Below are 20,376 nucleotides of genomic sequence, written 5' to 3' on the forward strand. Positions count from 1 at the left end.
CGCGCCACACGGGGGGATGCACGGATCGTGCTGGACGCCCTCGTCGAAGGAAGGGCCCGGTCAGCCCCTCCGCTTGCGGCGCCGGAGCGCCATCAACGCCATTCCGGCGAGGACCCCGAGGCCGCCCGCCGCGCCCGCCTCGCGCCCGGCGGCCCGGCAATCGCAGCCGCTCTCGTCCGGCGGATACGTCAGCACGCCTCCGCTGCCGCCCGCGCCGCCACGCCCGCCCGCGCCGCCGCCTCCGCCTGCGCCGCCGCTGCCGCCCGCGCCGCCTGCGCCGCCGCTGCCACCTGCGCCTCCGCTGCCGCCCGCGCCGCCGCTCCCGCAATCGGGGATCGGCACGTACTGGCAGCCCGCTTGGGGATCACATGAATCGACCGTACACGGATCGCCGTCCACGCAGACCCTCAATCGCCCCGTGCAGACCCCGAACGCGCAGGCGTCGTCGAGCGTGCACGCATTCCCGTCGTTGCATCCGGCCGCATTCGCCGTGTGCTTGCATCCGAGCTGCGGATCACATGCATCGTCCGTGCACAGGTTCCCATCGTCGCACCCCGTGGCCATCCCGCCGGCACACACGCCCCCCGCGCACGTCTCGCCCGTCGTGCAGGCATCGCCGTCGGCGCAGGCATCCCCGTCGCTCGCGCCGGCGTCCTGACAGACGTCCTTCACCACGAGCTCGGACCGCGTCATCTCGATCGGCGCCGCGCCCGGCACGTCCTTGTTGTGCTCCCAGAGCTGCCAGATCGTATCGCCCCAGGCCCGGAGCTGCCCGAAGAACGGGTCCGTCTGCGCGATGTACGCCTTGGGCTCCCCCGAGGGCGTCGGGCTCTTGAGCGACGTCCCCGTCCCGAGGATCTCGTCCCGCAAGAACTCCGCGTATTCGCGGCTCGTCGTCTGGTAATAGAGCCGCACCTCCACGCGGCTCCCGCCCGCCGGCAACGTCAAGCTCACGTCGTCGTAGCCGCCCGTGTACTCCTCCGCCGAATACAGGTTTGGCGAAACCGACCCCTCCCAGACCGGCTCGGACAGGCGCTTGCTGGCTTCGGCGATCCGGAATCCCTTCGGCGGGATGCGGTTGTCCTTCGACCGGTCCGTCCCGAGGAGGAAGTGGAACGATTTCGTCTGTCCCGTCAGCGAGCTCGCCATCTTCACCTCGTAGACGAGCCCCTCGTCGTGGGTCTCGTTCGGCCCGAGCGGCGGGCTCGACGGCGCGTGCGCGGGATCGAGCCCGCGGAGCGTGCCCACGGCGTCGTCGTACGGGTTCACCTCGTGCAGCAGCGTCTCCCCGTCGAACACCCGCACATTGAGGAACATGCGCCGGCCCTCGGGATACCCCGTGATGAGCTTGTGCCCCGTATTGTTCCGGACCCGGAATGCCGTCGCGCCGCTCAGCGGATCGTACGCCAGCGAGAGGATCGTCGCCGCGCGGCCGAGCGTCCATTTCGCGCGGTTCGACCCTGCGAGCAGCGCCCCCGCGTCGAGCCGCGTCCCCTCGTCGAGCGAGAGCGTCAGCGCCGCCGCGCCTTGCCCGAGCAGCGCCGCGTTCGTCGCGTCGTAGTTTGGCGACGACGGCACCGTGCTCGCGAGCAGCCACGGCACGAACGCATTGCCGCCCGTGAGATCGTGCAACGGCTGCCCGCTCGAAGGATGCTCCACGCTGTCCGTTGGTCGAATCACGGACCCGACGATCGACGCCCCCGCGCCCACGCCGTCCGGCATGTGGCAATCCTGGCACGACGCGATTGTATTGCCCGGCTGCCCCGTCTCGAACGCGCCCGGCGCATACGGCCCCATGCCCGGCGCGCCGCCGGGCAGCCCGTAATCGCTCAACATGAACTCCGACCACGTCCGCTCCACATGCGCATACTCGGCCGGCGACTGGGTCTCCGTGGGCAGCACCGTCGTCCCATCGTTCGGCATCGTGCCCTTCGCCGCCATGTTGGCGAGGACCGGGTTCGACACGTCGTGGCACGTCCCGCAGTAATACTTGCTCTTGTGGTACCGGCTGTACTGCATCGGGTGGAACGCCTGCGCGTCCGCGAACGAGCCGCGCCGCTCCGCCTTGTCGCTCACGTAATATTGCCCCGCCCCGTTCTCCAGGTACGTCGCGCTCACGGGCCGATGATCCGCGCCGTACATCGGATTCCCATTGAAGAGCGTGTGCGACTGCGATTGCACGATGTCCGCCTCGCGTGTCTTCTCCGCCGCGACCGACGACATCGACCCGCTCATGTTCGTCTCGTCCCAGTACCCCGCCCAGTCGTTCCCCTCGCGGGTCCCCTGGAACGTGTCCTCGAAGAACGGGTCCACCATGCGGTGACAGAAGTCGCATTGCACGCCGTCGAAATCGGGGCCGTCCATCGCCTGCCCGTTCGTCGGATCACTCCTGAGCTCCAGCCACCCCTTCGGCATGTGGCAACGCAGGCAGATATCGGTCCCGTTCGGGTTGCCGAGCGCCCATATCGAATCCTGCGCGGCGACCGTCAGCGCGGCCCAGAAAAACGGATCACGCGCCGCCTGCCCCATCATCGACCCTTTCCACCCGAACCCCGGCTCGATGGCCGGCGCATACCCCGCGTGGCAGCCGAGGCACTGCGAGGGCGGCTCGATCGCCATCTCCGGCCGCGGCTGCGTCCCCGGCATGCGGATCAGCGGATCGTATTGCACGATCATCGGCTCCCACGCCCACGCGAGGGCGGGCGCGGCGGCGAGCGTGAAGGCGAGCAGGGCAGGGGTCTTGATGCGGGGGGAAGCGCGTTTCGTCATGACCAAGCTCCGAGGCCGGTCATGCTCGCACGATGCCGCCCCCGTCCGCTACCGCGAAGGCTTGCGCCGCCGTTCCGCGTAGAACGCGAGGTTCTGCTGGAGCCGCGCGTCGTTCGGCCGCGCCTTCGCGGCCTTCTTTGCGGCCGCCTCGCCCACGGCGAACTCCCCGAGGAAGTAGGCGGACGACGCCACGAGATCGGCCATCTTCCACCTGTACACGTCCTCGTCCACGAAGAGCCTGTCCTCGACCGGCAGCGGCAGCTCGTCGCCGCGGCGCGCGTAGAGGTACGTGAGCGCGTGCTCCTTGCGCGTGTCGTGGTGCAGCGCGATCGCGTAGAGCGGCTCGGCCCGGTGCGGCGCCGCGAGGTGCGCGTCGAGCCAGCGCGAGAGCACCCGCGGCCAGGGCAGATGCTGCCCCACCCCGCACCGCGCGATTCCCATTTTCGACTCGAAGACCTCCTCCGCCCATCCCCCCATCGCGATCCGCCGCGAGAATGCGGCCTCGGCCTCCTGGAATCGGCCGAGCCAGAGCAACGTCTCGGCGAGGTAAAACGCCGCGCGCGCGTTCGTCGGATCCTCGGCGAGCGCCCGCTCGAGCAGCCCCACGTCGCGCTCCCAGCGCTTCTTGCTCCGCTCCGCCGACACCTCGCCGCGGTGGTGCCGGATGAGCACGTCGGGCACCCGCAGGCTCGGCGGCGGCCGATCGTCGTGCATCAGCACCTCGTGCACCACGCCGCGGAACCGCCACCCTGCGCGGCTCCGCGCGATTCGCGGTGAATCGAACTGGATCCCGAGCGCCACGCGCACGTAGTACGCCTCGCGCTCGGGCCCCTCGGCCGCCCGCTCCCGTTCGAGGAACACGCGCAGCGCCTTGCCATTCTCGATCTCGTCGTCCGCGTCGAGCCAGAGCACGAACGCCGTCGCCTCGCCCGCCAGCTCGAGCGCGCGATTCCGTGTCGTCGCGAAATCGACGAACGGCTCCTCGAAGAGCTCCCCGGGCACCCCTTCCATTGCGCGACGAACCACCTCTTGCGTGCCGTCCGTCGAGCCCGTGTCGAGGATGACCCAGCGATCCACGAAGGGTTTCGCGCTTGCCAGCGTCCGCGCGATCGTCGCCGCCTCGTCCTTCACGATCATCGAAAGCGTGAGCAGGCTCCCGGGCTTGTTCGGCATGGCGGGGGCCATGAAAGCCCGTGGAGCGGGGGGCTTGTCAAGCGCGGAGGGAGCGAGGCCCAGCATGCGAGCTCTTGTCGTCCGCGTTCGTTTCTGTTCTCCTCGGCACATGCGTAAATTCTTGTTTGTCCTGGGTATCCTCGCGCCTCTCGCCCTCTCCCTGCCCGCCCGCGCGGACATCCCCCCCGCGACCTCGTCTGGGAGCGGCACCGGCGGCGCCGGCGGCAACGGTGGCAACGGCGGCAACGGCGGCAACGGCGGCAACGGCGGCAACGGCGGCAACGGCGGCAACGGCGGCGCCACGAGCTCGACGGGCGGCTCCACGGAGCAACCGAAGACGGACGAAGGCAGTTGCTCCGTCGTGGCCCCCGGCGCCGTGACCTACGGCGCCACGGGCGCCTGGATCCTCGGCCTCGGCGCGCTGCTCTACAGCCGCAGGTCCCGCCGTCGTTGAGGGCGGCTTCGCCGCGCGCTGCATGCCGCAGCGCGAGCGAAATCGGGGGGTATCGATTGATGGAAGGGGCCCTTCATCGGTTCCGCCGATGAGGACGGCCCAGGAGGAAGGGGGTCGTCGCCCTCTGCCGACCTGGGTCGTCGCCTCGACGAGGACGTCGCAACCCTCCCCGGACAGGGGGCCGAGCCCTCGGCCCGCCTGTCGCAACCTTCTCCCAGCAGGGTCCGAGCCATTGGCAAGGGGGTCACAACCCTCCCCGGACCGGGTCCGAACTCTCTTCAGGCATGTTGCAGCCCACCCCCGACAGGGTCCGAGCCCGCGGCAAGGGGGTCGTGACCCTCTGCGGACAGGGATCATCGCCTCTGCGGGGAGGGTCGTGACTCTATGCGGACAGGGGTCCGAGCCTCTGCGAGGGTGTTGCAGCCCACGCCCCACAGGGTCCGAGGTCTCTCCAGGCGTGTCGCGACCCTCCCCCGGCAGGGTCCGAACCCTCGGCAAGGGGGTCGTGACCCCCTGCGGACAGGGGTCGTAGCCTCCATCATCGCCGTAGCGCGCCCGAAGCTACTGGCTCGTCATGAACTCCGTTCGGCGATCAGCGCCCACGCGGCGTCGGTGAGAGACGACCATTGCATGAGGGCTTGCCAGGAGCTCCAGGGGCAGAGCTGCTGGACTTCTTCAAGAACGAAGACGACTTCGTGCAAGGTCTCCGCTTCGGCTGGGACAGGGCTGCCCTCCTTTCGCTCAACCATCAGGAGCGATGCTTCCGCTTCGACGGCGAAACCGATTTGCGCGCAAAGACTTCGACGACGACATTGGACGCGATGCGGTGCAGTTCCTCGGCCGCACGGGTTTCCTCCTCGGGAGTCGCGGCAAAGCCGCGGAAGACGTCGCGCCTCGCGCGTGGGGACCGCGCCGGGCTCTTGTCGTCCGCGCTGGTTTCTGCTCTCCTCGTCACATGCGTAAATTCTTGTTTGTCCTGGGTATCCTCGCACCGCTCGCGCTCTCCCTGCCCGCCCGCGCGGACATCCCCCCCGCGACCTCGTCCGGAAGCGGCACCGGCGGCGCTGGCGGCACCGGGGGTAACGGTGGCAACGGCGGCAACGGTGGCAACGGCGGCAACGGCGGCAACGGCGGCGCCACGAGCTCGACGGGCGGCTCCACGGAGCAACCGAAAGAGGACGAGGGGAGCTGCTCGGTCGTGGCCCCCGGCGCCATGACCTACGGCGCCACGGGCGCTTGGATCCTCGGCCTCGGCGCGCTTCTCTACAGCCGCAAGGCCCGCCGCGCCGCGACTCGACGCCGCGCGTGAGGGTCCTTTTTTATCTCGCTTTTCGCACCCTCGTCCGCAGCCGGATCTCGTTCGTCCTCCTGCTCGCTGCGGTGACGGCGGGGCTCGGCTTTCAGATCCCGAACACCGCCAACATCGAAGGCTACACCCAAGAGCTCCGCGAAAAGGGCCTCTCGCGCGACACGGGCCACGTCGTCATCACGGCGCGGTCCGGCGGCACGTTCGAAGGCGCGGAGGCCCTCGCCGCGCGGATCGACCAGGAGCCTTTCGTCCGCGCCACGACGGTCCGGCTCGTCCACGTGGGCTCCTTGTTCCTCGGCGAACGCACGGACTCCGCGAGCGTCGTCGGCATCGATCCGGCCGCGGAAGACCGCGCCGCCGCGTTTTGCCAGGAGCTCGCGGAGGGCCGCTGCATGGCCGCGGGCGACGAACGACCCGCGGTCGTCGGGTTCCATCTCGCCGAGCAGCTCGGCGCGCGCGTGGGCTCCTCGATCAAGGTCGCCTTGCCTTTTTCGGTCGGCGACGACGTGCGTTTGGTCTCCGCCGTCTTCCGCGTCGTCGGCATCCTCCGCGGCTCGGGCGGCTTCCGCGCCGATTACGAGTTTTTCGTCCCCGTCGGCGCCCTGCGCGACCTCTTCGGCAAGGCCGGCGTTTCCAGCGAGATCCGCGTCTTTTCGACGGACGACGCCCGCGCCGGTGAATGGGCGAAGCGGATCGCCGAGCTCGCGCCCGCGCAGAAGGTCGAGCCCTGGTGGGAGGCCAAGGCGTTCGTCAAGAACGCCATCGACGGCAACCGCGCCCTCTCCGCCATTTCGACCACGATGGTCGTCGTCGCGGTCATGATCCCCGTCCTCGCGCTCCTCTACATCCACGTCCTCCACGAGCGCCGCCGCATCGCCACGATCGCCGCGCTCGGCTTCAGCCGCCGCGAAATCTTCCTCATTCACCTCTTCGAGGCCCTGCTCGTCGGCGGGATCGGCACCGTCCTCGGCAGCGGTCTCGGGTATGCCCTCTGCCGGTATTTTCAGGACAACCCCATTTTCTCCCATGAGGGGTTCGTCGTCCTCCCCAGCATCACGCTCCGCTCGTTTTCCATCCCGGCCCTCGTCCTTTTTGGCACCACGCTCCTCGCGGGCATCGTCCCGGCCATTCTCGCCTCGCGCGCCGAGCCGGCCGTCGAGCTCCGGAGGGAATGACCGTGGCCGCGACGCCCTTGCTTTACGAACTCGCCTCGGTCACGCGGACCTTCCGCACGCCGGGGCTCGAGGTCCGCGCCCTCGAAGACGTCTCGTTCACGCTCGCCGAGGGCGAACTCGTGGCCATCGCCGGCCCGAGCGGCTCCGGCAAGAGCACGCTGCTCGCCGTCCTCGGCCTGCTCGACGCGGACGTTTCGGGCGAGGTCACGATGCGCGGCCAGAGCGTCCGGCGCATGACGAGCCGCGAGCGGGCCCGCGCGCGCCTCGAAGGCATTGGCCTCGTCTTCCAGACCTTTCACCTGCTGCCGGCGCTCGACGTGCGCCACAACGTCGCGCTCCCTCACTGGAAGCTCCACGGCCATCACGGCCGCGCCCTCGCGCGGGCCGAGGCGCTGCTCGCCGAGCTCGGCCTCGAAGCGCGCATTCGGCACGACGTCACGCGCCTCTCCGGCGGCGAAATGCAGCGCGTCGCCATCGCCCGCGCGCTCGTCAACGACCCGGCCGTCGTGCTCGCCGACGAGCCCACGGCGAACCTCGACGAGGCCAGCGCCGGGGCCGTCGTCTCGCTCCTTCGCCGCGCGAACGCCCGCGGCGCGGCCGTCGTCGTCTGCACGCACGACACGGAGCTGCTCGCCTCGTTCCCGCGCGTCCTTCGCATGCGGCATGGTAGAATGGCCCCGTGAAGGCCGGATGGATCGGGGGGCGCCGCTTCGACCTCGCGTTTTTCTTCGGCAGCGCGCTTCTCGCCGCGCTCGTCGGGGCCTTCGCGCTCGTCGTCCCGCGGGCGGTCGTGCCGCTCTTCGTGGCCTTCCTCGTCCTCGTCGACGGCCCGCACCTCGCGGCGACCTGGGCCCGCACCTACCTCGACCCAGGCTTTCGCGCGCGCCGCGGCCGCTTGCTCGTCGCGAGCCTCGCGTGGCTCCTGCCCGGCCTCGCCGCGTGGTCGATCTCCCGCGCCACGGGCCTGCGCGCCCCGATGGATCTCTTCCTCCTCGCCGCGGCGCTCTGGAGTTTTCACCATGCCGTCCGGCAATCGTATGGCGTCCTCGCCATCTACCAGCACCACGCGCGCACCGCGCTGCCTGCGCGCAAGACCGATCGCCTCTTCTTGCACGGCGCCCTCTGGCTCGCCTTTGGCCTTTTTTCGTTTGGCCATCCGCAAAGTCGTGTCTTCCTCGGTTTGCCCGCGGAGCCGCCGCGCCTCCTCGCCACGCTTGGCCTCGCCCTCCTCGGCCTGCTCCTCGTCGCGACGGTCGTTTATGGGATCTACCGTCGAACCCGCTTCCGCGGCGAGGATGAACGTCCGCTCCTGTATCTCCTCGGCCCCACGCTCGGCCTCCAGCTCTTCGCGCTTTTCGTCGTCGGCTCGTTCGAGCCGCTCGTCCCGCGCCCCGCGGATCCGGAGCAGGCGTTCATGGCGTCCACGGTCGTCGGGGGAATCGTGCACGGCGTGAATTACCTCGGCATCGCCTTTGCCGTCTCCCGGCGCCGTTTCGAGGGCAGCGACGCGCGCACGCTCGTGGCGTTTTTCGGCCGTCGCCCGCTCGGGGCGTATGCCGCGTTCGTCCTCGTCTCGCTCGGCTACCTCGCGCTGAATGCGGCGCGTGGTGTCCTTCCGAGCCTCGCGCCCGTCCCGCGCGGCGCCGCGCTCCCCGAGCTTTTCCTCGTGCTTTACTGGGGCATCTTCTTCCACCATTACTACATCGATCAAAAGATCTGGCACGTGCGCGAGGATCAAACGCTGCGGTTCGAGCTGGGGCTTGGGGGCGCAGCTCCGCTCGCCGGAGCGGAGCCCCCAAACGTTGACCGACCTCTGGAGGGAGCTTCGTGACCGACGCCCGTCGCGCGCTCGTGCTCGGCGGCAGCGGCTACGTGGGCCGCGAGGTCGTGCGCGCACTCGCGTCCACAGGCGCCCGGGTCGCATTCACGTACCTGCGCGGCGCCGCCCTCTCGGAATCCCTCGCCGCCGAGACGGGCGCGCGCGCTTTCCAGACGAACCTCGCCGAGCCCGCCGCGATCCGCGCGCTTTTCGACACGCTCCATGCGGAGGACACCGCGCCTGATCTGCTCGTGCATGCCGCTGTCGTCTCCGGCACGGGCGCGCTCGCGGACGTCACGGACGCGCTTTGGGACGAGATGCACGCGGTCAACGTCCGCTCCGTGTACGTCGCGATGCAATCGTTCGCCGCGCGGCTTGGGGGTCGTCCGGGGGACGTGGTCCTCACGGCGGCGCTCGACGGAATCGCAAAAATCCCGACCGCGGTGCATTTCGCCGCGACCCAGTCCGCGCGGCTCGGCATGACGCAGGCCCTCGCCAAGGAGCTTGGTCCGAAGGACGTCCGGGTGAACCTGGTCCTTCTCGGCGCGCTCGGCGGCGGCATCTCCGAGGGCCTCGATCCGGCGCGGCTCGCCGATTACAAGCGGTACAGCGCGCTCCAGCGCGTCGGCACGCCCGTGGAGGCCGCGCGCGCCATCACGCGCCTCGCGCTCCACAATCGATGGATGACGGGCTCCGTCCTGCCCATCACGGGGGGCCTGTGACGCCGCGCTGGGTCGGGCTCCTGCTCCTCGTCGTCCTCGTCCTGCACGCGGTCATCGCGAAAATGCCGTACGGGCTCCTGCCCGAAATGCTCTATGCCTGCCACGTGGCGACCGCCGTCCTCGTTGTCGGCGTGCTCCTCCGCAAGCCCGCGCTCGTCCTCTTTGGTTTTTCTTTCCATCTCGGCGCCGGCCTCTGGGGATACCTCTTCGACCTCTGCGAGACCCGCACGACGTCGTGGACCTCGGTCCTCGTGCACGTCGCGCCGCTCGTCGTCGGCGCGCTCGAGGTCCGCCGCTCGGGCCTGCCGCGCTGGGCTCCGTGGGCCTCGTTCGCCTTCCTCGCGTCGATGGTCGTGCTCGCGTATTACGCGACGCCGCCGACGCTCAACGTGAACCTCGCGCACCGGCCCTTTCCGCCCGTCGCGCGGATCACCCCGGCCCTGTGGGCCACCTGGGTGACGAACCTCATCTTCGGATTTTTTCTCATCCACACGACGGATTTCGTGGTCCGGAAATGGCTGAAGCGGCAATGGCAGACCGAACAGGCGAAGGCGTGATCCTCGGCGCCACGACGGGCCTCTGCGGGACGTGCAAGCGCACCGTTCCGGCCGAGACCGTGCGCGCCTCCGGCAAGATCGTCCTGCGCAAGCGCTGCGAGCTGCACGGGCCGGAAGAGGTGCTCGTATCGAGCTCCGCGGACTGGTACGAGGACACCGTCCGCCACGCCTCCGTCCTCGATCGCCCCGCCGCGCCGCGCCCCGTCTCCGCCGGCTGCCCCTACGATTGCGGCCCCTGCGAGCAGCACGAGCAACGCAATCACCTCCCGGTCGTCCCGATCACCTCGAAATGCGACCTCGATTGCCCGATCTGCTACACGCACAACAAAAACGAGGGCGCCTACCACATGTCCGAGGGCGAGCTCGCGGCCATTCTGCGCCACCTCGACCACGTCGCCCCGGATCGGCGCATCATCAACCTCACGGGCGGCGAACCCACGCAGCACCCCGATTTCGAGCGCCTCGTCGAGATGTGCGTCTCGGCCGGCGTCCGGCGCGTCACCGTCTCCACGCACGGCCTGCGTTTCCTCCGCGACGAGGCGCTGCTCGAACGCCTCGCCCGTATCGACGCCCGTGTCATTCTCTCGTTCGACTCCTTCGAGGCCGAGGCCAACAAGAAGATGCTCGGCGGCCATCACCTGAACGCCAAGCTCAGGATCCTCGAACTGCTGGAGAAACACGGCGTGGCCACGACGCTCCTGCCCGTGCTCGCGCGCGGCGTGAACGATCACGAGGTCTCGGCGTTCATCGACCTCGCGCTCGCGAAGGATTTCATCCGCTCCGTCGAGTTCCACCCCATGACGTTCACGGGCCAGAGCGGCGTGAGCTTCGAGCGCAGCGCGCGCTACACCGCGTTCGACGCGCTCTCCGACATCGAGCGCCAATCGGGCGGGCGGCTTGCGGTCCGCGATTTCGTCCCTTCGCCGCTCGCGCACCCGCTCTGTTACCAGATCGCTTATCTGCTCCGCCTGAAGGACGGCCGCTGGCTGCCGTTCACCCGCTTCATGGGCCGCGACGATCTCCGGAGCCTCCTCTCGCAGGAGCTTTACATCGTGCCGGGCCCCGAGATGGAGCAGATTCTCGCGGACGTGCTCAATCGCCTGTGGGCGGGCGACATCGAATGCGAGGAGACCGACGCGGTCCTCTCCGCCTTGAAGGACCTCGTCGAGCGCATGTTCGCGCCCGGCACCGACGAGGCCATCCGCATGCGGATCGCCGAGATGCACACGAAGGCCATTTACGTGCACACCCACATGGACGAGGAGACGTGAAGCCGCGGGCGCCTCGCCGCTCGTGCTCAAGGGCTCGGTCTCGGACGCGGCGCATGTGGCGGCGGCCGTGAAGGCGGTGGAGGCCGCGTACGGCGGCATCGACGTGCTCGTGAACAATGCGGCGCTGACGCAGGTCCTCCCGATCGCGCTCCTGGAAGAGGCGGAGTGGGACGCGGCGATGGACACGAACGTGAAGGGGCCGTATCTGTTCTCGCGCGCGGCGCTGAAATCGATGATCCGCGCGAAGAAGGGCCACATCCTGAACGTGGGCTCGTTCGGCGCGGACCGCGTCCTCGACGCGCCGGTGCATTACGCGGCCTCGAAGGCGGCGCTCGTCGGGTTTTCCCTCGCGCTCGCGAAGGAGATCGGCCGGTACGGAATCGCGGTGAATTGCCTGGTCCCGGGCCTGCTCGAAACGGGATTGTCCGCGCGGCTGCCGAAGCACCGCGTCGAGAGTTACGTGGCGCAGTCGGCGCTGGGGAGGCTCGGCACGGTGGAGGAGGTCGCGGATCTCGCGGCGTGGCTCGTCTCGGACGAGAACTCGTTCATGACGGGCGGACAAGTCGTCATCGACGGCGGACTTTGAACCGCCGCGTTCCTCAAACCACCACGCCCCGCTTCTTCGCTTCCACCATGTTCACGAACGTCTGCACCGAGAAGAGCCCCAGGATCTGCACGGCCCGAAGCCCCGGCGCGATGCGGTCTTTCGCTTCCGGCATCAGCTCGCGCAGCCGTTCGAGGCCCTTGTCGCTGACGACGCCGCCCGGCGCGAACTCCTCGTCGCTCATGTCTCCGCGCGCGGCCTTTTGCATCTCGCCCCGCGTGATCTGGATGCCGAACGTCCGCTCGATCTTGAACACGATATCAAGGTAATCGAGCGACTCGGCGCCGAGGTCGGCCATGAGGAGCGACTCGTTCTTCACCGCGGCCGGATCGAGGGCGAGCGCCTCGGCGACGATGAGGCGGACCTTCTCGGCGATCTCGGGATCGGAGGCGGGGATCGGGGCGGCTTCGGACATCGAGCGCGAGCCTACGCGATCACCAGTCCCACATCAATCCGGGCGGCAGGGAATCCGAGACGACCCGCCCGATCCGGTCGATCTCCGCGAGGTCCGCCGCGACGAGCGAGACGTCTCCGGCGAGCGCATTCGCCTTCGCCTGCGCCTCGTTCCTCGCGCCCACGATCGCGCCCACGCCCGTCTGCGCGACGAGCCAACCAAGCGCGAGGTTGGCCAGCGTGACGCCGTTCCTCGCGGCGATCGGCCGGAGCGCATCGAGCGCCGCGAGCGCGTTCGCGAACGTCTCGCCCTTGAAGAGCCGGTTGTCCGCGCGGTTGTCGCCCTCGGCGAACACGTGCCCGCGCCCGAATTTGCCCGTGAGCAGCCCCTGGGCGAGCGGCGAATACGCGAGCACCGTGATCCCGTTCTCCTCGCAATACAAGAGCGTGTCCTCCACCGCCTTGCGGAAGAACAGCGAATAACAGGGTTGCAGGCTGTCCACCGCGCCCACGCGGCGCGCGGCCTCGATCTGCGATCGATCGAAGTTGGATACGCCGATCGCCCGGATCTTCCCCTGCGCCTTCAGGTCCAGAAGCGCGCCCATCGTCTCCTCGATGGGCACCACGTCACTGCCGAAGCTCCCGGCCGGCCAGTGGATCTGGTAGAGGTCGATCCGGTCCGTCCCGAGGTTTCGGAGCGAGCGCTCGCACGCCTCGATCACCTTGGCGCGGCGCAGGTGGTTCCAGGACACCTTCGTCAAGATCACGATCCGCTCGCGCTCGCCCACGAGCGCCTTCGCGAGAATACGCTCGCTGTGCCCGGCCCCGTATTCTTCGGCCGTGTCGAACGTCGTCACGCCCGCGTCGAAGGCCGCCCGGTGCGCGGCGATCTGCGCCTGGTCGTCGATGCCGACCCACGACTCCTTGCCCGCCTGCCAGCCGCCGAACACGACGGCGCTCACCTCAATCGATGTCGTCCCGAGCTTTTTGTGCTTCATCGCCTTCGTGCTCCCGCGTGCTCGTGTTCTCGTCGATCCAGGCGAGGAACTCCGGCAGGCCCAGGGCGATCGGCGTCGCCACGATCTGCGGGAGCTCGTAGGAATGGTTCGCCCGGACGAATGCGACGATCACGTCCCAGAGCGCCGCGCGCGTGAAGAGCGTCACGCGGTGCTCGGGGTGCGCGTGGATCGCGCCTCTCCAGCGGTAATGGCTGGTCGTGATCGGCTCGACCTGGGCCGAGGCGGCGAGCCTCCGCGCGACGGCGGCCGCGCCGAGCGCCTCGGCCTCTTCGGCCGAGCGTGTCGTGATGTGGACGAGGATGTGGCCGGAGGGCATGGCTCAGCCCCCGAAGCCTGGATCCCAGCAGATCCCTTCGATGCAGTCGTTCGTGGCGCAGTCGGTCGGGACCACGCACGGCGAGCCGACCCCGCAGCCGGCGCAGCCGCCGCCGCAATCCAGGTTCGTCTCGCCGTGATTCTGCTGCCCGTCCGTGCAATAGTTCACGCAGGTCGTGCCCACGCAGACCATCGTCCCGCCGCCGCAATGCGCGGTCTCCAGGCAACCCACGCAAGTGCCATTGCCGTCGCAGACGCCGCCAGGACAGCCAGCCCCGGCGTCCCGAGGCGCGCTCTGCGGCACGCCCTCCATGCACGCCGTCGCGATGCACGGGGACGGGGGCTCGGGGGGATCGGCCGCGAACACCGTCACGGCCACGCCATTCGTGCCGCAAGCAGGCGCCATGCAATCGCCCGGGGTCGGATCGGGCAAGGGGGTCCCGGGGGGCGAGGCGTTCGTCACGCAGATCCCCTGCTGGCACGTGATCGGCGCACACGGGTGGGCGGGGCCGCCCTGGCATGCCATGTCGTCCATGCAGCCCTGGCATTTGCCCGCGCCGTCGCACCGGAGGAGCCCATCGAGCCCACACGGCGAATCCACGGGGCGCGGCGTGTTCCTGGGCGTCGTGCCCTCGCAGACGTCCTCCGTGCATTCGTTCACGTCGGCAAGGATGTCGTCCGGATCCGGCTCGGTCACGAGCTCGCCGTCCTTGCAGACCTCACGCTGGCAATCGGCGGGCGTCGTATTGGAGACCTCGCCCTCCTCGCAGGCCGCGAGGCGCAACTCCGACTCGATGCCGAGCACGACCTGGCAACCCCCGAGCACGCCGAGGGCGACGAGGGGCGCGAGGCGGGAGAAGCGGGGCTTCATGGTCATGCCTTGAAATAAGAATATTCGTCGGCCCGCGGCGCGAGCCTCCGCTCGAGCGATGCGAGCGCCTCTTGCGTCTGCGGCGTGAGCGCCCGGCCAATGCCGAGGTTCTGCCGCACCTCGGCCGGGCTCCGCATGCCCACGATGACCGTGTCCGCGTAATGGGCGCCATACCCGATGAGCTCCTCGGGCGTCGCCGCGCCGTCCGCGAGGATCTTCCCCGCGGCCATCACCTTCATGCCGATCACGCCCATGCCGCGCCGCCGCGCCTCGGGCACCACCGTGGTCAGGAACGGGAGCCGCGCCGGATCGGAGGGATTGATGGCGCAAAGCACCGTATCGAAATCGTACCGCTGCATCGCCTCGACCAGGATGGCCGGATCGTGATGCCCGGTGATCCCGACGAACCGGATCCGGCCGTCCTTCCGGGCCGCCTCGACGGCCTGGATCGCGCCGCCCTTGCTGAAGATATCGTCGAGATCCTCCCGGGTGCGCAGGTCGTGGAGCTGCCAGAGGTCGAGGCGGCTGGTCCCGAGCCGCTTGAGGCTTTCGTCGAGCAGGCGCAAGCTCGCGTCGCGGCCCCGCTCGTGGGTCTTCGAGGCGAGAAAGACCTGATCCCGCGCGCCGGGCGGCGCCTGCCGGAACGCCTCGCCGTAATAATCCAGCGAGCCCGCGTAGGCCGGCGCGGTATCGCAATAACGTACCCCGAGCCGCAAAGCTTCGAGGATCATCGGCACGGCCTCGCGCTCGCGGTTCCACGTCCGCAAGATCCCCTCGCCGCCGAGCGACACCGACTCGACGAGCGCGCCCGTGCGTCCGAGCGTCCGCGTGGCCGATGGCGCCGATGCCCCGGGGGCCGGCAGCGCCGCGGAGGCCGGCGGCGCCGTGCTTGTCTCGCCCGTACCTGCCGTGGTCCCGCTGCTCGTGGTTTTGCAGCCCGCGACTGCCGCCGCCGCTGCCACGAACTTGAGCACGCCCCGCCTCGAAAGCTCGTCCGCCATCGTTCCCTCGCTTCACGAAAAGGATGGACCGGAACGACCGCCGCGGGAAGACCTTCTCGACGATCGAGCACGCGCGAGGCAGCCCGCCATGACGTTCGAGACGTCGAGGCTCCTCGCGCGGCCGTTCGAGGGGAGCCGGACGCGCTCGTCCCGCCTCCCGTTTTACAGGCAAAACCTGCGCACGACGTCGAAGAGGAGCTCGGTCCCCCATTTCAACCCGTCGACCGGGATGCGCTCGTCGTGGCCGTGGAAGAGGTCGGCGAAGCGCAGGCCCTTCGGCATCTTCACGGGGGAAAACCCGTACCATTTCGCGCCGAGCTGCGTGAAATACTTCGCGTCCGTGAAGCCCGGGATCATGTAGGGCACGACGGTGGCCCCGGGCTCGCGGTCGAGGATCGCCGCGCGCATCGTGCTGAAGAGCGGGGAATCGACGGGGTCGGTCGTCGTGGGCGGCGCGCTCTTCACGATCTCCAGCGAGACCTCGGGGCCGAGGACCGCGCCGAGCTCGCGCAGGAAATCGGCCTCGGTTTGGCCGGGCAGCGTGCGCCCGTCGATCTCGGCCTCGGCGAAGCCGGGGATGACGTTCACCTTCGTGCCCGCGCGCAGGATCGTCGGCGACGCCGTGTTCGAGAGCATCGCGCCGAAGCTCCGCGCCATCGAGCGATCGGGCAGGGCGCGCAGGACGTGCGGCGCGATCGCGGGGTGGAGGAGCCGGCGCAGGAGGGCGCGCAGCGGCGCGGGTTGCTTCGCCGCGAGGCCGTCCACGAAATCGCGGACGTAGGGCGTGACGTGCACGGGCAGCGGCTTCTCGCCGAGCCGCGCGATGGCGTCCGCGAGCTTGATGACGGCCGAGTCCTCGCGCGGCATCGAGCCGTGTCCGGGCTCGCCGCGGACGCGCGCGCGTACCCAGCAGAGGCCCTTCTCCGCGACCTGGATCGGGTAAAACGTGGCCTTGCCGAGGTGCAGCGTGTAGCCGCCGCTCTCGCCGATCGCGTACTCGGCGCGCACGAGATCCGGATGGTTCTCCACGAGGAACCGCGAGCCGTAGTCGCACCCCGCCTCCTCGTCCGCGACGGCCGCGAAGATGACGTCGCGGCGCAGGCGCGTCTTCTCGCGGGCGAGGCGCGTGAGGATCGCGACCGACATCGCGGCCATGTTCTTCATGTCGATCGCGCCGCGCCCCCAGAGGCAACCCTCCGCGACGGCGCCCGAGAAGGGCGGGTGTTTCCACGACGAGGCCTCGGCCTCGACGACGTCGAGGTGCGCCGTGAGCAGGATCGGAGGCAACTCGCCCGTGCCGCGCAGGCGCGCGACCACGTTCGTGCGCTCGGGCGCGCTCTCGAGGGTGATCGGCTCGAGCCCCGCGGCGGCGAGCTCGCCGGCCACGACCTCCGCTGCGGCGCGCTCGCGGCCCGGCGGGTTCGTGGTGTCGATGCGGAGGAGCGTCTGGCAGAGTCGGAAAGCGTGCTCGCCGAGCTCACGATCGGGCGTTTGAGGGGAGGGATCCTGCGCGGAAGCGGACGTCATGGCGGTGCGCATCCTATCAACCACGCGGCGCGAGGGTAGGCCTTTTCCGACGGCCGTCTTGCCGAGTGCCTGCGAGAGCGCGTATCCTCGAACGGTACGAGGCGCGAGATCATGCACGGCAAGAAATGGCGCATCAGCACGCTCTCGGACGTCGTATGGATCGTGCCGCGCCTCGGCGCCGGCGCCGTGCCCGAGGGCGCTTCGTCCGTCCCCCGCGGCCTCGCGGCCTGGCTCGTCGACGGCTGGTTCCCGGACGAGCCGCGCGCGCATGCCCTCGTCGCCGACATCACGGCCTTCCTCGCGGGGCCACTCGGCGCGCGGGAGGGCGCGTCGTTCGCCGCGCAGCGCACGCGCGTCCGGCGGGCGCTCGAGGCCGGCGAGCTGCGCGCGTTCAAGATGGAGATGCAGTTCGTCCTCGCGGCGGGTGGCCGCAAGGAGGAGCCGAAGGGCGAGAAGGTCGCAGGACGGGAGGAAAAAACCTGGTTCGGCATCGAGCTCGTCGACGACGACGATCCGCCGAAGCCCGTGCCGTTCAAGCGATACCGCGTCGAGCTGCCGGACGGCGCGACGAGCGAGGGCATGCTCGACGCGAAGGGCCGGGCGCGCATCACGGGGATCGACCCGGGCCAATGCACGGTCACGTTCCCCGATTTCCACGGCGAGGATTGGCGCCGGCTCTAGCCGGCAACGGAGACATGGGCGTGGGCAAGGAGCTCGTGCAGGTCGTGGAATTCGTTCGCGGGCGCGCCCGCGGGAGCGCCGTGGTGGAGCTGGCGCGGCTCAACTTGCTCGTCGGGCGCGCGTTGTCGCGCAACGCCGAGTCGATCCCGGACGACCCGGAGCTCGTCGCGCGCGCGTGGGTCTGCGCGCGCGAGATCCTGGAACACGAAAGGAAGGCAAAACGATGAGCTTTCACCTCGCTCCGCAGGCGGACCTCGAGCGCGGCATCACCACGCTCGGCGGACGCCGTCTTGTGTTCCATTGTCACCATTACAACGTCTTTCTCCAGCGCACGATCGAGGACGCCTTGCAGGAGCGGGCCCCGAGGCTGCTCGTGGCCGCGGGGATGGAGGCCTCGCGCTCGATGCTGCAAGGGCGCGAAGGGGAGGCGCAGAGCGGCTCGGCCGCGGACGCCTTGCGGCGCGCGGCGGACACGTTCGCGGCGCAAGGGTTTGGCCGGGTCGACGTCCGCCAGCTCGGCGAGGGCGGCGGGCGGGCGACGCTCGACCACTCGCATTATGCGGTCGGCTGGGTCTCGCGCTGGGGCAAGCGGGCGGCGCCGGGCTGCTTCTTCGCCGCGGGGTTCCTCGCCGGCGCGGTCGCGGTCGCCTACCGCCTCGCGCCCGAGCGCGTCACGAGCCGTGAGATCGAGTGCGTCGCCGCGGGGGACGAGCGGTGCTCCTTCCGCGTGGAGGTGTGGTGATGGCCATTGACGAGCGTGTGATCGTCGAGACCGTCACCGGAATGGGCCTCGCCGGCAACGAGGAGGGCCTCATCCCGGCCTTTGGTCTGTACCTGACGAACCATTACGCGGATTTCTACAACCGGATCTCGTTTGGTGTTCTCGGCGCGCTCGTGCGGGAAAACCCCGAGCTCACGGAGGACGCGGTCGCGCTCCTCACGGAAGCCGCGCACGTCTGCGCGTTCCATACGTTCGGCGGGATCATGTCGTCGGTCGAGTGGGACGCGCTCGTCCAGCCCATGATCGAGAGCCGCGAGGATTGGGTCCTCGGCATGATGGCGGTGGTGAACGCCTTCGGCTGGGGCCGTTTTCGAGTCGCCGAGCTCCTGCCGGGCGAGCGGCTCGTCGTCGAGCTGCGCGATAGCTACGAGTCGTCCGGGTACCTCGAATCGTATCCGCAGGCCGACGGGCCTCGTTGCTTTTTGGCGAACGGCGGGATGGCGGGGCTCATGAACCTCGTCTACCAGGGCGACATCACGCGCAGGCCCACGCTCACCGAGGAGCTTTATCGCGAGGTGTTCAGCGACCCGCGATCCTTCCGCTCCCACGAGCGTCTTTGCGCCGCGAAGGGTGATTCGCACTGCGAGTTCGTCGTGGAGCGAATGCAGGGATGACCGTGGACGCCGGGCAGGACCGGCGGAGCTTCGCTTCGTACGGAGAGGTCCTCGACGTGGTCGACGTCGGCCGCGTGCGGATCACGCGGCGTTACGGCTGCATCCGGCGTGATCAGTTCGAGATCGTGACAAAGGAGCCATTTCCTCCGGCGTTTCGCGATTGGATCGCGTCACGCGGGGAGCTCCGCGAGCGGCCCGCGTTCTACGTGATCGAGGCGCCGGGCGCATTTCAGCTCACGGTCGCGCCGCGCGCGGGCCGCGCGATTTTGATCCCTCGCCTTGCAACGGACCTCACGTGGCAAGCGCAGGCCGCGCGCGAGATCGCCGAGGCCCTCGACGGCATGCTGAATCACGGCTCCTGCCTGGCGAACGCGCCACAAGCGGGGTAGAAGGGCCAACGTGGACGTCGTGGACATGCAGTCGCGAATCGCGGCGCTCGAGGCGCGGCTCGCCGAGGAGATGCAGGCCCGGCAGCTCCTCACCGAGGAGCTCGACCTGCTCCGGGCTGTGATCGACGAGATGCCCGTGGGCGTGATCGTCGAGGATACGTCGGGCCGGCGCCGCATGTACAACGCGCATATGCGGGCCATCGCGGGCGAGCCCGGGGCGCGGCGTGTATTCGTCTCGGATGGCGTCTCGCCGGCGCCCCCGGAGCGCGATCCGACGCGGCGCGCGCTCGGCGGCGAGGTGGTCGAGAACCTGGAGAGTTTGCTCGGCGCGACCGACGAAGAGGGCCCCGGCACGTGGATCTCGCAGTCGTCGCGGCCGCTCTTCGGCGCGGACGGCGTGGTGCGCGCGGCGGTGACGGTGACCCGCGACGTGACCGAGCACAAGGACATCCTGCGCGAGCTCGACGAGGCGATCGTGGCGAGCGATGACGAGAAGCGCGCGCTCATCGATCGGCTGGAGGCCGGGATCGACGCGCTCTCGACGCCCATCATCGAGGTATGGGAGGACGTGCTCGCGCTCCCTGTGATCGGCGCAGTGGACGAGCGGCGCGGCGCGGAGATCACGTCGCGGCTGCTCGACGCGGTCGTCGCGCGGGGCTCGCGTTTCGTGATCATCGACTGGACCGGCGTCGATACGATGGACACGAACAGCGCGCGTCATTTGATGGATCTCGTGCGCGCCGTGGAACTCGTGGGCGCCGAGTGCATCCTGACCGGCATTCGCCCGGCCGTCGCCGTTTCTTTGCTCCACCTCGACGTGCGGTTCGAGCACCTCCGCCTCCTGCGGAGCGTGAAATACGGCTTGCGGCATTGCTTCGCGCGGCTCGGCCGGGGCGTCGGAATGCGCCGGCGCAGCGCGGGGTAAACCCCGG

The 20,376-nt window shown here is 69.7% G+C and carries 23 protein-coding genes and 1 pseudogene; 15 read left to right on the forward strand and 9 right to left on the reverse strand.

The window, feature by feature from the left end; genetic code table 11:
• Window positions 1–60 precede the first annotated feature (60 nt).
• Both POL67_RS13075 and POL67_RS13080 read right to left on the reverse strand, forming a co-directional pair.
• A complete protein-coding gene (locus POL67_RS13075) occupies window positions 61–2,769 on the reverse strand; it encodes an MYXO-CTERM sorting domain-containing protein (protein WP_271917619.1) in 2,709 nt (902 codons plus the stop codon).
• A gap of 48 nt (window positions 2,770–2,817) precedes the next feature.
• Window positions 2,818–3,942, reverse strand: coding sequence for a glycosyltransferase (locus tag POL67_RS13080; protein ID WP_271917620.1), 1,125 nt, complete (start codon window positions 3,940–3,942; stop codon window positions 2,818–2,820).
• Window positions 3,943–4,051: 109 nt separating this feature from the next.
• Here POL67_RS13080 and POL67_RS13085 point away from each other — a divergent pair, with 109 nt between their 5' ends.
• On the forward strand, window positions 4,052–4,396 hold the full coding sequence (locus POL67_RS13085) for a hypothetical protein (protein ID WP_271917621.1): 345 nt from the start codon (window positions 4,052–4,054) through the stop codon (window positions 4,394–4,396).
• Window positions 4,397–4,968: 572 nt separating this feature from the next.
• Here POL67_RS13085 and POL67_RS13090 read toward each other — a convergent pair.
• The gene (locus POL67_RS13090) at window positions 4,969–5,145 is read right to left on the reverse strand and encodes a hypothetical protein (RefSeq protein ID WP_271917622.1); all 177 of its coding nucleotides are present in this window, start codon (window positions 5,143–5,145) and stop codon (window positions 4,969–4,971) included.
• A 206-nt stretch (window positions 5,146–5,351) separates the two neighbouring features.
• On the opposite strand from POL67_RS13090, the gene POL67_RS13095 reads away from it, so the two are divergent.
• From POL67_RS13095 to POL67_RS13130, 8 genes and pseudogenes are all read left to right on the forward strand, one after another.
• Window positions 5,352–5,705 carry a hypothetical protein gene (locus tag POL67_RS13095; protein ID WP_271917623.1) on the forward strand — a complete coding sequence of 118 codons (354 nt, stop codon included), beginning with the start codon at window positions 5,352–5,354 and terminating at the stop codon, window positions 5,703–5,705.
• Complete coding sequence (locus POL67_RS53575) at window positions 5,702–6,880, forward strand: ABC transporter permease (RefSeq protein ID WP_271917624.1); 1,179 nt, start codon at window positions 5,702–5,704, stop codon at window positions 6,878–6,880. Before POL67_RS13095 ends, POL67_RS53575 begins: the two co-directional genes overlap by 4 nt.
• Before the next feature lie 2 nt (window positions 6,881–6,882).
• A complete protein-coding gene (locus POL67_RS13105) occupies window positions 6,883–7,563 on the forward strand; it encodes an ABC transporter ATP-binding protein (RefSeq protein WP_271917625.1) in 681 nt (226 codons plus the stop codon).
• Window positions 7,560–8,711, forward strand: coding sequence for a hypothetical protein (locus tag POL67_RS13110; protein ID WP_271917626.1), 1,152 nt, complete (start codon window positions 7,560–7,562; stop codon window positions 8,709–8,711). The genes POL67_RS13105 and POL67_RS13110 overlap by 4 nt, the downstream gene beginning before the upstream one ends.
• Window positions 8,708–9,421 (forward strand): SDR family NAD(P)-dependent oxidoreductase, encoded by a 714-nt coding sequence (locus tag POL67_RS13115; RefSeq protein ID WP_271917627.1) that lies wholly within the window; start codon window positions 8,708–8,710, stop codon window positions 9,419–9,421. Before POL67_RS13110 ends, POL67_RS13115 begins: the two co-directional genes overlap by 4 nt.
• Window positions 9,418–9,978, forward strand: coding sequence for a hypothetical protein (locus tag POL67_RS13120; protein ID WP_271917628.1), 561 nt, complete (start codon window positions 9,418–9,420; stop codon window positions 9,976–9,978). The genes POL67_RS13115 and POL67_RS13120 overlap by 4 nt, the downstream gene beginning before the upstream one ends.
• Window positions 9,951–11,249: a radical SAM protein gene (locus POL67_RS13125; RefSeq protein WP_271917629.1), complete on the forward strand. Its 1,299-nt coding sequence runs from the start codon at window positions 9,951–9,953 to the stop codon at window positions 11,247–11,249. The genes POL67_RS13120 and POL67_RS13125 overlap by 28 nt, the downstream gene beginning before the upstream one ends.
• 13 nt (window positions 11,250–11,262) lie before the next feature.
• Window positions 11,263–11,835 (forward strand): annotated as a pseudogene (locus POL67_RS13130) (SDR family NAD(P)-dependent oxidoreductase); the annotation flags it as partial.
• Between the two features lie 13 nt (window positions 11,836–11,848).
• Here the strand turns inward: POL67_RS13130 and POL67_RS13135 are convergent.
• The 6 genes from POL67_RS13135 to POL67_RS13160 form a co-directional block, all read right to left on the reverse strand.
• Window positions 11,849–12,268 (reverse strand): phosphopantetheine-binding protein, encoded by a 420-nt coding sequence (locus tag POL67_RS13135; protein ID WP_271917630.1) that lies wholly within the window; start codon window positions 12,266–12,268, stop codon window positions 11,849–11,851.
• A 19-nt stretch (window positions 12,269–12,287) separates the two neighbouring features.
• Window positions 12,288–13,244 (reverse strand): aldo/keto reductase, encoded by a 957-nt coding sequence (locus POL67_RS13140; RefSeq protein ID WP_271917631.1) that lies wholly within the window; start codon window positions 13,242–13,244, stop codon window positions 12,288–12,290.
• The gene (gene cutA, locus POL67_RS13145) at window positions 13,210–13,581 is read right to left on the reverse strand and encodes a divalent-cation tolerance protein CutA (protein WP_271917632.1); all 372 of its coding nucleotides are present in this window, start codon (window positions 13,579–13,581) and stop codon (window positions 13,210–13,212) included. Before cutA ends, POL67_RS13140 begins: the two co-directional genes overlap by 35 nt.
• Window positions 13,582–13,584: 3 nt before the next feature.
• Complete coding sequence (locus tag POL67_RS13150) at window positions 13,585–14,451, reverse strand: hypothetical protein (RefSeq protein WP_271917633.1); 867 nt, start codon at window positions 14,449–14,451, stop codon at window positions 13,585–13,587.
• A gap of 2 nt (window positions 14,452–14,453) precedes the next feature.
• On the reverse strand, window positions 14,454–15,452 hold the full coding sequence (locus POL67_RS13155) for an aldo/keto reductase (protein WP_271917634.1): 999 nt from the start codon (window positions 15,450–15,452) through the stop codon (window positions 14,454–14,456).
• Between the two features lie 162 nt (window positions 15,453–15,614).
• Window positions 15,615–16,979, reverse strand: a complete 1,365-nt coding sequence (locus POL67_RS13160; protein ID WP_271917635.1) for a M20/M25/M40 family metallo-hydrolase — start codon at window positions 16,977–16,979, stop codon at window positions 15,615–15,617.
• Window positions 16,980–17,090: 111 nt separating this feature from the next.
• On the opposite strand from POL67_RS13160, the gene POL67_RS13165 reads away from it, so the two are divergent.
• From POL67_RS13165 to POL67_RS13190, 6 genes are read left to right on the forward strand one after another with little or no spacing between them, the layout of a single operon-like run.
• Window positions 17,091–17,660 carry a carboxypeptidase regulatory-like domain-containing protein gene (locus POL67_RS13165; RefSeq protein ID WP_271917636.1) on the forward strand — a complete coding sequence of 190 codons (570 nt, stop codon included), beginning with the start codon at window positions 17,091–17,093 and terminating at the stop codon, window positions 17,658–17,660.
• A 20-nt stretch (window positions 17,661–17,680) separates the two neighbouring features.
• Window positions 17,681–17,887, forward strand: a complete 207-nt coding sequence (locus POL67_RS13170) for a hypothetical protein (protein WP_170229192.1) — start codon at window positions 17,681–17,683, stop codon at window positions 17,885–17,887.
• Window positions 17,884–18,402, forward strand: coding sequence for a 4-vinyl reductase (locus POL67_RS13175; protein ID WP_271917637.1), 519 nt, complete (start codon window positions 17,884–17,886; stop codon window positions 18,400–18,402). Before POL67_RS13170 ends, POL67_RS13175 begins: the two co-directional genes overlap by 4 nt.
• Entirely contained in the window at window positions 18,402–19,055 is a 654-nt protein-coding gene (locus POL67_RS13180; RefSeq protein ID WP_271917639.1) for a V4R domain-containing protein, read from the forward strand. The genes POL67_RS13175 and POL67_RS13180 overlap by 1 nt, the downstream gene beginning before the upstream one ends.
• Window positions 19,052–19,444: a hypothetical protein gene (locus tag POL67_RS13185; protein WP_271917640.1), complete on the forward strand. Its 393-nt coding sequence runs from the start codon at window positions 19,052–19,054 to the stop codon at window positions 19,442–19,444. The genes POL67_RS13180 and POL67_RS13185 overlap by 4 nt, the downstream gene beginning before the upstream one ends.
• A 10-nt stretch (window positions 19,445–19,454) precedes the next feature.
• Window positions 19,455–20,369 carry an STAS domain-containing protein gene (locus POL67_RS13190; RefSeq protein ID WP_271917641.1) on the forward strand — a complete coding sequence of 305 codons (915 nt, stop codon included), beginning with the start codon at window positions 19,455–19,457 and terminating at the stop codon, window positions 20,367–20,369.
• Window positions 20,370–20,376 lie beyond the last annotated feature (7 nt).

The sequence above is a fragment of the Polyangium mundeleinium genome (assembly GCF_028369105.1).
Taxonomy (GTDB): Bacteria; Myxococcota_A; Polyangia; order Polyangiales; family Polyangiaceae; genus Polyangium; species Polyangium mundeleinium.